This window comes from Mycobacterium sp. pV006, from assembly GCF_041287115.1.
In the GTDB taxonomy this organism is placed as follows: Bacteria; Actinomycetota; Actinomycetes; order Mycobacteriales; family Mycobacteriaceae; genus Mycobacterium.
Window position 1 is genome coordinate 250,256 of sequence record NZ_JBGGKT010000005.1, and the last position, 14,507, is coordinate 264,762.

At 69.0% G+C, this 14,507-nt stretch carries 14 protein-coding genes; 9 read left to right on the forward strand and 5 right to left on the reverse strand.

Annotated elements, in window-relative coordinates; translation table 11 throughout:
* Positions 1 to 22: 22 nt before the first annotated feature.
* Complete coding sequence (gene fadD2 / locus ACAG25_RS10655) at positions 23 to 1,714, reverse strand: long-chain-fatty-acid--CoA ligase FadD2 (protein WP_370488330.1); 1,692 nt, start codon at positions 1,712 to 1,714, stop codon at positions 23 to 25.
* Between the two features lie 79 nt (positions 1,715 to 1,793).
* Here fadD2 and ACAG25_RS10660 point away from each other — a divergent pair, with 79 nt between their 5' ends.
* The 9 genes from ACAG25_RS10660 (at position 1,794) to bluB (ending at position 10,534) form a co-directional block, all read left to right on the forward strand.
* Positions 1,794 to 3,032 (forward strand): DNA polymerase domain-containing protein, encoded by a 1,239-nt coding sequence (locus tag ACAG25_RS10660; RefSeq protein WP_370488331.1) that lies wholly within the window; start codon positions 1,794 to 1,796, stop codon positions 3,030 to 3,032.
* A 146-nt stretch (positions 3,033 to 3,178) separates the two neighbouring features.
* Positions 3,179 to 3,589 (forward strand): STAS domain-containing protein, encoded by a 411-nt coding sequence (locus ACAG25_RS10665; protein WP_370488332.1) that lies wholly within the window; start codon positions 3,179 to 3,181, stop codon positions 3,587 to 3,589.
* A gap of 161 nt (positions 3,590 to 3,750) precedes the next feature.
* Positions 3,751 to 4,938, forward strand: a complete 1,188-nt coding sequence (locus ACAG25_RS10670) for an acyl-CoA dehydrogenase family protein (RefSeq protein WP_370488333.1) — start codon at positions 3,751 to 3,753, stop codon at positions 4,936 to 4,938.
* On the forward strand, positions 4,931 to 6,106 hold the full coding sequence (locus ACAG25_RS10675) for an acyl-CoA dehydrogenase family protein (protein WP_370488334.1): 1,176 nt from the start codon (positions 4,931 to 4,933) through the stop codon (positions 6,104 to 6,106). The genes ACAG25_RS10670 and ACAG25_RS10675 overlap by 8 nt, the downstream gene beginning before the upstream one ends.
* A gap of 10 nt (positions 6,107 to 6,116) precedes the next feature.
* Complete coding sequence (locus ACAG25_RS10680; RefSeq protein WP_370488335.1) at positions 6,117 to 6,353, forward strand: hypothetical protein; 237 nt, start codon at positions 6,117 to 6,119, stop codon at positions 6,351 to 6,353.
* An 8-nt stretch (positions 6,354 to 6,361) separates the two neighbouring features.
* Positions 6,362 to 7,774 (forward strand): NCS2 family permease, encoded by a 1,413-nt coding sequence (locus tag ACAG25_RS10685; RefSeq protein WP_370488336.1) that lies wholly within the window; start codon positions 6,362 to 6,364, stop codon positions 7,772 to 7,774.
* A gap of 103 nt (positions 7,775 to 7,877) precedes the next feature.
* On the forward strand, positions 7,878 to 9,116 hold the full coding sequence (locus ACAG25_RS10690; RefSeq protein WP_370488337.1) for an amidohydrolase family protein: 1,239 nt from the start codon (positions 7,878 to 7,880) through the stop codon (positions 9,114 to 9,116).
* Between the two features lie 33 nt (positions 9,117 to 9,149).
* Positions 9,150 to 9,917 carry a precorrin-4 C(11)-methyltransferase gene (gene cobM, locus ACAG25_RS10695; protein WP_370488338.1) on the forward strand — a complete coding sequence of 256 codons (768 nt, stop codon included), beginning with the start codon at positions 9,150 to 9,152 and terminating at the stop codon, positions 9,915 to 9,917.
* On the forward strand, positions 9,914 to 10,534 hold the full coding sequence (gene bluB, locus ACAG25_RS10700) for a 5,6-dimethylbenzimidazole synthase (RefSeq protein ID WP_370488339.1): 621 nt from the start codon (positions 9,914 to 9,916) through the stop codon (positions 10,532 to 10,534). Before cobM ends, bluB begins: the two co-directional genes overlap by 4 nt.
* 493 nt (positions 10,535 to 11,027) lie before the next feature.
* Here bluB and ACAG25_RS10705 read toward each other — a convergent pair whose 3' ends face one another.
* From ACAG25_RS10705 to cobF, 4 genes are read right to left on the reverse strand one after another with little or no spacing between them, the layout of a single operon-like run.
* Complete coding sequence (locus ACAG25_RS10705) at positions 11,028 to 11,549, reverse strand: bifunctional adenosylcobinamide kinase/adenosylcobinamide-phosphate guanylyltransferase (RefSeq protein ID WP_370488340.1); 522 nt, start codon at positions 11,547 to 11,549, stop codon at positions 11,028 to 11,030.
* A 4-nt stretch (positions 11,550 to 11,553) separates the two neighbouring features.
* Positions 11,554 to 12,285, reverse strand: coding sequence for a cobalt-precorrin-6A reductase (locus ACAG25_RS10710; protein WP_370488341.1), 732 nt, complete (start codon positions 12,283 to 12,285; stop codon positions 11,554 to 11,556).
* Positions 12,285 to 13,748 carry a cobyric acid synthase gene (locus tag ACAG25_RS10715; protein ID WP_370488342.1) on the reverse strand — a complete coding sequence of 488 codons (1,464 nt, stop codon included), beginning with the start codon at positions 13,746 to 13,748 and terminating at the stop codon, positions 12,285 to 12,287. Before ACAG25_RS10715 ends, ACAG25_RS10710 begins: the two co-directional genes overlap by 1 nt.
* A complete protein-coding gene (cobF, locus tag ACAG25_RS10720; RefSeq protein ID WP_370488343.1) occupies positions 13,748 to 14,500 on the reverse strand; it encodes a precorrin-6A synthase (deacetylating) in 753 nt (250 codons plus the stop codon). The genes ACAG25_RS10715 and cobF overlap by 1 nt, the downstream gene beginning before the upstream one ends.
* Between the last annotated feature and the right edge of the window lie 7 nt (positions 14,501 to 14,507).

Sequence of the window (14,507 nt, forward strand, 5' to 3'; positions counted from 1 at the left end):
CGCGTGGAATGCGAGTTCGACGCTAGTCCACGTCGATCTCGCGCAGTTCGCGCTTGAGGATCTTGCCGGTCGGGTTACGCGGCAGTTCGTCGAGGAAGACCACCTCGCGCGGCACCTTGTAGCGTGCGAGGTTCTCCCGCACGTAGGTCTTGATGTCGTCCTCGGTGATGGTCGCGCCCTCGGCCTTGACGACGAACGCCCGCAGCCGCTGACCCCACTCCTTGTCGTCGACACCCAGCGCGGTCGCCTCGACGACCTCGGGGTGCCCGCTGATGAGGTCCTCGATCTCGGCGGGGAACACGTTCTCTCCACCGGAGACGATCATCTCGTCGTCGCGGCCGCTGACGTAGAGCAGACCGTCCTCGTCGAAGTATCCGACGTCGCCCGACGACATCAGCCCGTCGATGATCTGCTTGTGGCCGCCGCCGGTGTAGCCCTCGAACGGGAAGAAGTTGCCGACGAAGATGCGACCCACCTCGCCGCGCGGCAACTCCTTGCCGTTGTCGTCGAGGATCTTGACCTTCATGCCCTTGACCACCGGACCGACCGTCGCGGGGTTCTTCGAAAGATGTTGCGGCCCAGCGATGGTCGCGAAGGCGACCTCGGTGGAGCCGTACAGGTTGTAGACCACCGGGCCCAGGTCCTTCAGTGCCCGGGTGGCCAGCTCGGCACCGAGCTGCGACCCCGACACGAACACGATGCGCAGCGATGACAGGTCCGGCTTGGGAGTGGTCTTCTCCAGTTCGTCGAGCATGCGCGACAGCATCACCGGCACTACGACGATCGCGGTGACCCGGTGTTTCTCGATGTCGGCCAGCACGTGGGCCGGCTTGAACCGGCGACGCAGCACCAGCGTGGTGCCCAGCATCATCGCGATGGTGGCGTGCAGGAAGCCCAGCGCGTGGAACATCGGCGCGGGTAGTGACGTGACCTCGTTGGCCTTGAACGGCACCGAGGACACGATGCCGCCGATCGGCGCCAGCGACGGCGGCGCGCTGCGGTTGGCGCCCTTGGGGGTGCCGGTGGTGCCGCTGGTCAGGATGATGATCGAGGCGTGCTTGCTGACCTTCGGCGCCGGTGCGGCGTTGGTGCGGGCGACCAGTTCTTGGAGGGTCTCGTCGGTGCTGCCCGACGGCTCGTCCTTGTCGGGGTTGACGCCGAGGGCGCGCAGCTTGCCCAACTCCGGCTCGGCCTGCGAGACCGCCGCGGTGTACTCGTCGTCGTAGATGATCAGCTTGCCACCCTCGCGTTCGGTGACCTCCTTGATCTGCGGACCGGAGAACTCACTGTTGAGCATGATGATCCGAGCGCCCACCCGCGCGGCGCCGTACAGCGCGACCAGAAACCATCGATGGTTGCGCGCGAGGATCGCTACCCCGTCACCGCCTTTGACGCCTTTGGCGCGCAGCGCGTTGGCCACGGCGTTGGCGGCGTCGTTGAGTTCGGCGAAGGTCATCTCGCCCTCTTCGTCGATGACCGCGGCACGATCGGGATAGCGGCGCGCGTTGAGCGCCGGGATCATCCCGATCTCGCCCCAGCGGCGGATGTCGGCGAGCAGCGCGGCGATGTCCTGCGGCGGTTCGAGTTTGAGCGCGCCCGCCTCGAACATCTTGCGCGCGTAGTGCAATTCCGCCGATCCACGGTCGACGTAGGTACTCAGCGACTGGGCAAGCTTGGCTGCGGTCTGCGCGGAGAGATCAGCGAGCTTTGACATGCGACAACTCTAGGGGACGACACGTGCGGTCATTCCCGGAACGGGCGACTGCCCGGCGCCGGCACCTACCATCGAAACCATGGCCGCGGCGCAGGAGTACGACGTCGACGGCATCGCGGTGCCGATCACCAATCCCGACAAGGTGGTCTTCGGCGACCTCGGCATCACCAAGGGCGACCTGATGGACTACTACATCGCGGTCGCCGACGGTGCGCTGCGCGGTGTGCGGGACCGTCCGATGATCCTCAAGCGCTTCGTCAAGGGCATCGACGTCGAGGCGGTGTTCCAGAAACGCGCACCGCAGAAGCGTCCCGACTTCGTCGACGTGGCCGAGTTGAAGTACGCGTCGGGAACCTCGGCCAAGGAGGCGGTACTGCGCAACGCCGCCGGTCTGGTGTGGGCGGTGAACCTGGGGTGTGTGGATCTCAACCCCCACCCGGTGCGTGACGACGACCTCGACCACCCCGACGAACTGCGCGTCGATCTGGACCCGATGCCCGGTGTGGGTTGGCGGCAGATCCTCGACGTCGCGTTCGTCGCCCGCGAAGTCCTCGAGGACCACGGCCTGACCGCCTGGCCCAAGACGTCGGGGTCGCGCGGCTTCCACATCTACGCGCGCATCCACCGCCGCTGGCCGTTCAAGGCGGTGCGCCTGGCCGCCGAGGCCGTCGCCCGCGAGGTCGAGCGACGTGCACCGGAGTCGGCGACCGCACGCTGGTGGAAGGAGGAACGTCACGGCGTGTTCGTCGACTTCAACCAGAACGCCAAGGACCGGACGGTGGCCTCGGCCTACTCGGTGCGCGCGACGCCGGACGCGCGGGTGTCGACCCCGTTGTTGTGGTCGGAGGTCGCCGACTGCCGGCCCGAGGAGTTCACGATCGCGACCGTGCCGCAGCGTCTGGAGCGCCTCGGCGATCCGTGGGAGGGCATCGACGACCACCCGGGCTCACTGGACGCGTTGCTCGAACTCGCCGACCGGTTGGGGCCGGCCGAGAAGGCGCCCAAAGGTGCGCGCCGCACCACCGACGGCCGCCGGCAGTCGACGATGCCGTTGATCGAGATCGCGCGCACCAAGACCAAGGACGAAGCGATGGCCGCGCTGCAGCAGTGGCGCGACAAGTATCCGGGGGCTTCCGAAAAATTGGATCCCGCAGATGTTCTCGTCGACGGCATGCGCGGGCCCAGTTCCATCTGGTACCGCATCCGGATCAACCTTCAGCACGTCCCTGAGGGCGACAGGCCCCCGCAGGAGGAACTGCTGGCCGATTACAGTCCGTGGCGCAATTACACCGGAGCTCAGCAGCCGCCGCGCGACTGAATTCCGGTGAGTTTGCTGCCGGGATCGCCCACACTTCTTACCGAAGTATTAGTCGTTACTCCCAGCGGCCTTAAATTGGCTCATTACCTTGAGTCTTGTATCGCCCGAAGGTGGGCCACGTCAGGACTGGACTCGAGGAGGTCGCCATGTACGGCAATCCGACGTTCGACTGTGGTGGTGGTGCCGATATCCGTGCACACTGTCGCCAGCTGGCCACGGTGGTCCGGATCCGCGGCGAGCTCGACGCGTTCAACATCGAACGGGCGACGGCGTACACGCGACGTTTCGTCATCGCCGAAAAGCCGTTCGTGCTGGATCTGAGCGAAATTACTTCATTTGCCGAGAGCGCAGTTTCGCTGCTGTTCACCATTGACGACGTCTGCGTTGCCGCGGGCGTGCAGTGGTCGATGGTGCCCAGCCGCGCCGTCGAACAGGCGCTGTACGACCTGGGCATCGAATTCGAATCGGCCGGCTCGGTTCCCGAGGCGCTCAACGAGTTCGCCGACGCGATGGTCGCGCGCCGTCAACTGCTTCCCCTGCTCACCAAGACTGCGTAAGGATCACCCGTGTTACTTGATGTTCGTTGGCTCCGGTACCTCCTGCAGCGCCGTCATCGTTCCCACGCCGACCGGCTGGCACTGACCGCCGGCTGAGTCCGGTCCCGAGCCGGATCGGACTGCGTCCGCAGGCCACGCACACCTTGATTTAGTGTGCAGCTATGGCCACTGACGCCGAAAGGGTCGCCGACGCCGCGCGCCGCGTGGTCGAGGAACACGACCCCAAGAAAGTTCCTGTCCAAGAGTTCCTGGGTGCCTGTTTCGACGCGGGTCTGTCCTGGGTCCATTTCCCCGAAGGTTTCGGCGGCCTCGGCGTTTCCCGGGGGTTGCAGGCCGTCGCCGACCGCATCCTGCAGGGCGCCGGGGGTCCCGTCCCGCTGGGCCTGAACCCGATGGGTTACGGCATGGCAGCCCCGACGGTGCGCGAGCACGCCCAGACCGACGACGTGCGCCGGCAGCTGCTGCGTCCGCTGGCGACCACCGAACACATCTGGTGCCAGCTGTTCTCCGAGCCCGGGGCCGGCTCGGACCTCGCGGGTCTGGCGACCTCGGCGGTCCTCGACGGCGACACCTGGGTGGTCAACGGCCAGAAGGTGTGGACCAGCCTGGCCCACCGCGCGAAGTGGGGTCTGCTGCTGGCGCGCACCAACCCCGACGTCCCGAAGCACAAGGGCCTGACCTACTTCGTCATCGACATGCACGGCGAGGGCGTCGAGACCCGGCCGCTGCGTCAGCTGACCGGGCACGCGGAGTTCAACGAGGTCTACATGACCGACGCGCGCATCCCCGATGCGTTCCGCCTGGGCGAGGTCGGCGACGGATGGCGCGTGGCGATGACGACGCTGATGAACGAACGCAGCGCCCTCGGCGGCAGTGGCAGCCGGCGCGGCGCGGGCACCATCTCCGATGCGGTCGCGCTGTGGGCGTCGCGGCCCGATCTGCACACCCCGGTGCTGCGCGACCGGCTGACCTCGCTGTGGCTGCGCTCCGAAGCGCAGCGTCTGACCTCGGAGCGCTCCCGGGCTGCGGCGACCACCACCGGTGGCCCGGGTCCGGAGGCGTCGGTCGGCAAGCTCGTCGGCGCCGAACTCAACCAGCACATCTACGAGTTCTGCATGGATCTGCTCGGTCCGGAGGGCATCCTCTACGACGGCTACGCCATGGACCAGGGCGATCCCGAGGATTACCGCGGACCTCTCCAGCAGCGGTTCCTGCGCAGCCGGGCCAACACGATCGAAGGCGGTACCTCTGAGGTGATGCGCAACATTCTGGCCGAGCGGGTGCTCGGGTTGCCGGGAGATCTGCGGGCGGACGCGGGCATGGCGTGGAAGGAGATCCCGCGTGGCTGAGGAGCGTGCGGATCGCGAGTTCGTGTTCACCGAGGAGCAGGGTGCGCTGCGGTCGGGCGTGCGCAAGTTCTGCGCCGACCATGTCGGCGAGGCCGCGGTGCGCGCGGCGATGGAGTCCGACCCGCCGTTCGACCGCAAGGTCTGGCAGCGCTTGGGTTCGGAGCTCGGTGTGCTCGGCCTGTCGGTGCCCGAAGCCGCTGGCGGGGTCGGCGGCACGCTGGTCGACCAGGCCGTGGCGGTCGAGGAACTCGGTGCGGCATTGGCGCCGGGCCCGCTGTTCGGCACCGTCTATCTCGCCGTGCCGGCGCTGGTCGCGGCGTCGCAACCCAGCCCGCTGCTGGACGGACTGGTCGATGGCAGCCGCACCGCGGCGTTCGCCGTCACCGACGTGGCCGGCGCCTTCGATCCCGATGCCGTCTCCGTCGACGCGTCCGGTGACGGGAAGTCCTGGTCCGTCAGCGGCACCGTGCCGCGCGTGGTGGACGCCGGCGCAGCGGACCTGATCCTCGTCGCCGCGAAGACCGACGGCGGCGTCGGCCTCTTCGCCGTCGAAGCGGATTCGGCTGGGGTGCAACGGAAGCCGTTGGGCACGCTGGACCTGACCCGACCGCAGGCCGACGTCACCTTCACCGATGCGGCCGCCGAGCTGATCGCCGGGCCTGAGGAGGCCGAACGCGTCATCACCCACGCGTTGCACGTCGGCGCGGCGCTGCTGGCCGTCGAACAGGTCGGCGCCGCCCAGCACCTGCTGAACCTGAGCACCGAGTACGCCAAAACCCGCCTGCAGTTCGGTCGTCCGATCGGTTCGTTCCAGGCCGTCAAGCACCGGCTGGCCGACGACCTGGTGGCCGTCGAGCACGCCAGATCCACGGCCTACCACGCGGTGTGGGCGCTCACCCACGCCTCCGACGACGCCGCACTGTCGGTGAGTATCGCGCAGGCGACGTGCTCGGCGGCGTTCGTTCGAGTTGCGGGCGACACCATTCAGGTCCACGGTGGAATCGGTTTCACCTGGGAACACCAGGCGCACCTGTACTACAAGCGGGCGTACACCGACGCCGCCCTGCTGGGCAGCGCCGAACAACACCGGGCGCGGATCGCCGAGTTCGTTCTCGACGTCGCTCCCGAGAAGGACGCTCCGCGCGTCGCCACCGGAACATCGAGCTGAGGGGAACGACGTGGGCCGATCGACGCAACGCCTCGTGCGTTATCTGGCCGCCGCGGCGCTGGTGGCCGCACCGCTGACCGCATGGGTCGGTACACCCGCGAGCACCACCACGGCCCAGTGCCCGCCGGGTGAGACCGGCGTGATCTACGGGTGCTCACCGTTCTGCGTCCCGGGCAAGTACCTCGACACGCAGACCGGTCTGTGCCTGCCCGTCGCGGCCCCGCCGCCGCCCCCGCCCCGGGCCTGAGGCCGCGCATGAACTTCGTGGACCGTTTCTTCGAGATCTCGGCCCGCCAGTCCACCGTGGGCACCGAGGTGCGCGGCGGCGTCGTGACCTTCATCGCGATGGCCTACATCATCGTGTTGAACCCGATCATCCTGTCGGGCTCGACCGATGTGACCGGCGGGCGACTGGACTTCGCGCAGGTCTCCGCGACCACCGCGCTGGCCGCCGGCGTCATGACGATCCTGTTCGGGTTCATCGCCAAGCTGCCGTTCGCGTTCGCCGCGGGGCTGGGCATCAACTCGTTTCTGGCCACCACCGTCGTCGGGTCTTTGACGTGGGCCGAAGCCATGGGCCTGGTGGTGATCAACGGTCTGATCATCGTGTTGCTGGCCGCGACCGGGCTGCGCCGGTTGGTGTTCGACGCGGTACCGATGCAGCTCAAGCTCGCGATCACGGCCGGTATCGGATTGTTCATCCTGTTCATCGGGTTGGTCGACGCCGGGTTCATCGGATCCACCGGTGTGGCGTCGCCACCGGTCGGGCTGGGCGGTGAGGGCAGCGGTTCGATCAGTACCGTGCCGACGTTGGTGTTCGTCGGCACCCTGCTGCTCACCGGAGTCCTGGTGGTGCGCAAGGTGCGCGGCGGCATCCTGATCGGTTTGGCCGTCGGCACGGTCGCGGCGGTGGTGATCGAGGCGATCTGGCATCTGGGTTCGGCGCAGGAGAACCCCGGCGGGTGGAGCCTGTCGGTGCCGGCGCTGTCGGGGTCGCCGTTCGCCCTGCCGGACCTGTCGCTGGTCGGTGAGTTCAGCCTGAACAGCTTCTCCCGCATCGGCATCGTCGCTGCCGTCATGTTGGTGTTCACGCTGGTGTTCGCGAACTTCTTCGACGCCATGGGCACCATGACCGGGCTGTCCCGGGAGGCGGGCCTGTCCGACGAGAAGGGCACCTTTCCGCGGTTGAAGTCCGCGCTGATCGTCGAGGGTGCCGGTGCGGTCGTCGGCGGTGCGACGTCGTCGTCGTCGAACACGGTGTTCATCGAATCCGGGGCCGGCATCGAGGAAGGCGCCCGGACGGGCCTGGCGAACCTGGTCACCGGCGTGCTGTTCCTGGCGGCGATGTTCGTCTCGCCGCTGGCGTCGATCGTGCCAACCGAGGTTGCGGCCGCCGCGCTCGTGGTGGTCGGCGCGCTGATGGCGTCGCAGCTGCGCCACATCGAGCTGACCGAGTTTTCGATCGCATTGCCCGTGGTGCTGACCGTGGCGGTGATGCCGTTCTCCTATTCGATCGCCAACGGTATCGGCGTGGGGTTCATCGCGTGGGTGGTGATGCGCACCGCAGCCGGCAAGGTGCGCGAGATCAGCCCGCTGCTGTGGATCGTGGCCGCCGGGTTCGCGCTCTACTTCGCCCGCACCCCGCTGGAGTCGGTCCTCGGCGTGTGACCTGCGCCGAAATTGCATTCCACGCGCGTCAACTAGCGGCATTTCGCGCAGCAGACGCAATCTCGGCGTTGCCTTATTTACCGTTGGTATTACAGTAATGCCTATGAGTGAGAGCGCCCAGTTTCGGGATGCGCCGATCTTCGACGCCGACCAACACATGTACGAGACGGCCGACGCGCTGACGAAGTACCTGCCCGAGCGGTACTCGCGGGCGGTGCAGTACGCGCAGTTCGGTCGGCACACGCGCATCGTGATCAACAACCGCGTCAGCGACTTCATCCCGAACCCGACCTTCGAGCGTGTCGCCGCGCCCGGTGCCCACGAGAAGTTCTTCGCCGGTGAGAACACCGAAGGCCTGACCCTGCGCGAGATGCAGGGACCGGCCATCGAAGCGCCGCCGGCCACCCGCAACCCCGTCGACCGCGTCGCCGAACTGGATCGGCAGGGTGTGCGCGAGGCGCTGAACTACCCAACGCTGGCCAGCCTCATCGAACACGCCACCGCCGACGACCCCGAGCTGACACTGGCGGTCATCCACGCCTTGAACCAGTGGATGCTCGAGCACTGGACGTTCGACTACCAGGGCCGGGTGTTCTCCACACCGATCATCAACCTCTCCGAGGTCGACGCCGCCCAGCGCGAGCTCGAATACATCCTGGACAACGGCGCCAAGGTCGCGCTGATCAAACCCGGCCCGGTCAACGGCCTGCGCGGCTGGCGCTCCCCGGCGCTTCCCGAGTTCGACCCGTTCTGGCGCGACGTCGAAGCCGCGGGCCTGCCGATCGTGTTGCACGCCAGTTACCCGCCGCTGGACTCCTACGTCAACTCGTGGGAACCACCCCACACCCAGAACTTCATGGCGCAGAGCGCATTCCGGTGGATGGTGCTCGGTCACCGCGAGATCTCCGACATGATCACCAGCCTGATCTGTCACGGCACCCTGACCCGCTTCCCGAAGCTGCGGATCGCATCGGTGGAGAACGGCAGCTCGTGGATCTTCCCGCTGTTCAACGACTTCGAAGAGCTGGCCAAGAAGATGCCGCAGAACTTCCCCGAGCATCCGCTCGACGTGTTCCGTCGCAACATTTGGGTCAGCCCGTTCTGGGAGGGCTGCGTCTCCGACGTCGTCAACACCGTCGGCTGGGACAAGGTGCTGTTCGGCTCGGACTACCCGCACCCGGAGGGGCTGCCCGAACCGAAGGGCTACTGGAAGTACGCCGAGGGCATGGACGTCCGACGCACCTATGACTTCATGGGCGACAACGCCCGGCGCTTCATGGGCATGCCGATCGCGAACCCGGACCCGGCGGCCGCGCAACCGCCGGAGCTGGCCACCGCCTGAGCGGACCGGGCGCGGTATCTAGACTGCCGTTCCATGCCCGAGCGCGCGGTCCAGTTCGTCGGCGCCGGTCCCGGTGCTGCCGATCTGCTGACGGTGCGCGCCGCGCGACTGCTCGCCGACGCCGAGGTGGTGCTCTACCCCGGCACCTACCTCGATCCCGACGTCCTGGCGCACTGCTCTCCCGACGCCGAACTCGTCGACACCGAACACCTCGACCTCGATCAGATCGTCGACCGGTTGGTCGGCGCGCACCGAGCGGGCCGGCGGGTGGTGCGGCTGGTCTCCGGGGACCCGTCGCTGTACTCGGCGGTGTCCGAGCAGACGCGCCGCCTGGACCGTCTCGGGGTGCCGTGGCAGGTGACGCCTGGGGTCCCGGCGTACGCCGCGGCCGCCGCCGCCGTGGGTCGCGAGCTGACCGTGCCGCTGGTCGCGCAGTCAGTGGTGTTGACCCGCACCCAGCAGCGGTCGACGGCGATGCCGGAGACCGAGTCGCTGACCGCGTTCAGCGCCACCCGCGCCACCCTGGTTTTGCACCTGGCCATCACCCGGATACGGGAACTGATGGCCGAGATCGCACCCGACTACGGCCCGGACTGCCCGGTGGTCGTGGTCTACCGTGCGTCGCAGCCGACCGAGCAGATCCTGCGCGGGACCGTCGCCGACATCGCCGACGCCGTGGAAGCCGCCGGTCTGCGTCAGGCGGCGGTCATCCTGGTCGGGCGGGCGCTGGCCGGGCGACCCGACCCCGAGGCCGGCGAGAGCTTCCTCTACGACCCGGCGCGGGAACGGCGGCGCCCGTGACGCTCTACGACGTGATCAACCGCCGCCGCGACACCCGCCGGGAGTTCACCGGCGATCCCGTGCCCGACGACGTGCTCGAGCGGGTGCTGCTGGCCGCGCACGCGGCGCCGTCGGTCGGAATGTCGCAGCCGTGGGACTTCGTGCTGGTGCGCGCGCCGGAGACGTTGCGCGCGTTCCGCGATCACGTGGCCGCCGAGCGTGCGGCGTTCGCCGCCACCCTGTCGGGTGAGCGGGCGGAGACGTTCGAGCGCATCAAGATCGAAGGCATCTGCGAATCGGGGCTGGGCATCGTCGTCGGCTACGACCCTTCGCGAGGCGGGCCTTCGGTCCTGGGCCGGCACGCGATACCCGACGCGGGTCTGTACTCGGTGGTGTGTGCGATCCAGAACCTGTGGCTGGCAGCCACTTACGAGGGCCTCGGCGTCGGGTGGGTGTCGTTCTACCGGGAGGACTTCCTGCGTTCGCTGGTGGGCATGCCCGAGCATGTGCGCCCGGTGGCGTGGCTGTGCGTCGGCGCGGTCGCCGACCTGCCCGACGTGCCGGACCTGGAGCGCTTCGGCTGGCGCGCCCGCTCGTCGCTGGCCACGGTGCTGCACTCGGAGCGCTACGGGTCCTGAGACGCTCGTACGTGCGCTGGCGGCGACGCGCTTCGCCGAGCGTGCGCTGGTGGCGGAAAAACGCGCCAAATCCCGCCCCTACCGCACACTCGACGAACGAGAACCTTGCGCGCGCTCGGGCCGACGCTCGCCCAACGTGCGCTGGCGGCGACGCACTCGCCGAACGTGCGCTGGTGGCGATGCGTCTCGCCGAGCGTGCGCTGGTGGCGGAAAAACGCGCCAAATCCCGCCCCTACCGCACACTCGACGAAGGGGCACCTTGCGCGCGCTCGGGCCGACGCTCGCCCAACGTGCGCTGGTGGCGACGCGTCTCGCCGAATGTGCGCTGGTGGCGGAAAAACGCGCCAAATCCCGCCCCTACCGCACACTCGACGAACGAGTACCCCGTCGGACCGCCCGCTCGAGGCGACGCGCCCCGCCGAACGTGCGCTGGTGGCGGAAAAACACGCCAAATCCCGCCCCTACCGCACACTCGACGAAGGGCAACGCCCCCTCAGAGCCGCAGCACGCGGCCCGCGATCACCAAGTGCACCTCGTCGCACACGTCGGCGACGCGTTGGTTGACGATGCCGAGCAGGTCGCGGAACAGCACCCCGGAGCGGTGCGACGGCACCACCCCGAGGCCGACCTCGTTGGTGACCACCACCGCGTCCGGCACCGCGGCCAGCGCCTCGCACAACGCCTCAAGTCGCGCGTCGACGACCCGAGCGGCCTCCGCAGAACTCGCCTCCCAGAGACCCTCGTCGAGAAGCGCGGTCAACCAGGTGCCCAGGCAGTCGACGAGCACCGCCCCATCGGCGCCACGCAATGCGGCGGCCACGTCGGCGCTCTCCACGGTGTCCCAGTGCGCGGGCCGACGGGCGCGGTGCTGCGCAACGCGGACGTCCCAGTCCGGGTCGCTGCCGTCGGCGGGACGTCCCGGCGCCAGGTAGGTGACGACGCCGGCACTGGCCAGCAGCCTTTCGGCGTGCCGGGATTTCCCGGAGCGCACGCCGCCGGTGACCAGGATCCTCACGTCGTCATCGTAGGGAGGCGCGTACCCAGGCCAGCGCCTCGGCGACGTCGTTGACGGTGGGCACCTCGGCGGCGCGGGCCGGGCGGCGGACGACGACGACGGGCACGCCCAGCTGTTCGGCCGCGTCCATCTTCGGCCAGGTGTGGTCACCGCCGGAGTCCTTGGTGATCAGTACGTCGGCGCGGTGTTCGCGCATCAGTGCGAGTTCACCGGCCAGCTCGTAGGGGCCGCGGCTGGTGATCAGCCGCCACGCCGGGGGCAGCGCGACGTCGGGGGCCTGCACGACGCGCGCCAGCACGGCGTGGGCGCGCAACGCCGGGATGAAGCGCCCGATCTCCTGACGCCCGACCGTCAGGAACGGCCGCCGGCCCAGACCGGCCGCGGTGTCGGCGGCCTCTTCGTGGGTGTCGACCCAGTGCCAGGAGTCGCGGCTGCGCGACCCCCAGCCCGGACGCTCCAGGCGCAGCAGCGGCGTCTGCGGCCCACATGCGGCGGCGGCGTTGGCCGAGATGTTCTTCGCGAACGGATGGGTCGCGTCGACGACGGCGTCGTAATCCCCCAGCACGGCGCGCAGGCCGTCGACACCGCCGAAGCCCCCGATGCGCACCTCCCCGACCGGTAACCGCGGATCGGTGACGCGCCCGGCCAACGACGATGTCACCTCGATGCCGTCGTCGATCAGCAGTTCGGCCAGCGCGCGGGCTTCGCTGGTGCCGCCCAGCAACAGGATCCGCATCACGGCGCTCCGGGGGGTAGGAACGGAAGACCCTCGGGTGCACCGTTTTCCGCGAGGGCGAGCAGCGCGTCGACGTCGATGTGGGTTTCGACGAGGTCACCGAGCAGATCGAGACGACGCTCCCGCGCAGCGGGGAAGGACACCCCGGAAGGCGCCAAACCCAGGGTCTCGGACAGGAACCTGGTTCGCAGCGCATCACCTTCCAGCGAGCCGTGCCACATGGTGCCGAACACCGCGCCGGACCGGGCGCCGCCGAGGAAATCCTCGACACCGGCGCCGCGGGTGATGCGGCCATGGTGGATCTCGTACCCGGACGCCGCGGCCCCCCGCCATACCCCTTCGGGCAGCCGAAGCGTCTTGGTGGCAACGAAATCCGTCTCCACATCGAGCAATCCCAGACCGTCGACCTCGGCAACGCTACCCTCGATGCCGTCCGGATCGCGGATCACCCGACCCAGCATCTGGAATCCGCCGCAGATACCCAGGAGCGGCTTGCCCGCGGCGGCGTGGGCGAGCAGTGCGCGGTCCAGGCCTCGGGAGCGCAGCCACGCCAGATCGGCGATCGTGGACCGCGTTCCGGGCAGGACGATCAGGTCGGCGTCGGCGAGAGCACTTGGGTGCGAGGCGAATACGACATCAAGGTCGGGCTCCAGGCCGAGCGCATCGACGTCGGTGAAGTTGCTGATCCGCGGCAGGCGCACCACCGCGACACGGTGCGCACCCGACCGAGTGGAGCGGCGCCCGGCGAGTTCGAGCGCGTCCTCGGAGTCCAGCCAGATGTCGGGATGCCACGGCAACGTCCCGTAAACGGTTCGGCCGGTAAGGCGTTCGAGATCACGCAGACCGGGGTCGAGCAGCGCCCGATCGCCGCGGAACTTGTTGACCACGAACCCGGCGATCAGTGCCTGATCTTCAGGACTCAGCAGCGCGACGGTGCCGAGGAACGCCGCGAACACCCCGCCGCGGTCGATGTCGCCGACGACGACGGTCGGCAGGCCCGCGTGCCGGGCCAGCCCGAGGTTGACGTAATCGCCTGCGCGCAGGTTGATCTCGGCGGGACTGCCGGCGCCCTCGGCGACGACGACGTCATAACGTGCGGCCAGGTCGTCGTAGGCGGCGTGTGCGGCCCTCCCCAGCGCGCGTCGGCCCTCCAGCCAGTCTGCGGAGTCGACGTGCCCCCACGGCTGACCCATCAGCACGACATGACTGCGTCGGTCGCTGCCGGGTTTGAGCAGCACCGGGTTCATCGCGGCTTCCGGCGTCGCGCGGGCGGCTAGCGCCTGCACCCACTGCGCCCGGCCGATCTCGATACCCTCGGCGCACACCATCGAGTTGTTCGACATGTTCTGCGCCTTGTACGGCGCCACTTTCACGCCGCGGCGCGCGAGCACCCGGCACAGCCCGGTGGTGACCACGCTCTTGCCGGCGTCGCTGGTGGTGCCCGCGATCAGCAGCCCCGCCATCAGGTGCGCCTGACCAGGAACAGGTCCATCACCCAGCCGTCGCGACGCTCGGCAGCGGCACGCGCGTCCGCGATCCGGGGCAGCACCTCAGCCAACGGTCCGTCCAGCAGCTGTTCCCCGGGTGCCCCCAGGTTGGCACCCCACCAGATCGTCCAGCCGTCGAGGCCGGTGAAGTCGAGACGATGCGGAGGCGGGTTGAGCATCGCGAGGATGTTGTCCAGGCCCGCCGCGACGGCTTCCTGCAGACGCCGGCCGGTGGTGAGGTGGACCGGGCGGCCGACCTCGTGCAGCACGATGCGGTGCCGGGCGGCCAGCAGCTGCGGGGCGCTGATGCCGGGCAGCACGTCGTAGTCCAGATCGAGGCCGAGCGCGCGGACCTTCTCCACGATCCGAATGGTCGAGTCGTAGAGCGACGGATCACCCCACACCAGGAACGCCGCGGTGCCGCCGCGGGCCCGCAGCACATCGGCGTACCGGGCCGCGCGCGCGTCGTGCCAGTCGGCGACCGCGCCCTCGTAGCCGCGGGTGGTCAGGCTTTCCGAGCGGTCGCGCGGCGGGTCGGGCACCGCGACCAACTCGGGGTCGCCGTGCCGGCGCAGGATCTCTCGGCGCAGCGCCAGCAACGGGTCGCCATCCGATTTCTGCGCAGCCAGCACGTAATCGGCGCCCCGCAACGCGTCGGCCACCTCGGCGGTGACGTGCTGCGGTCCCATCCCCACACCGAGGATCCGCACCCTGACCGACCCACTCATACCCGCG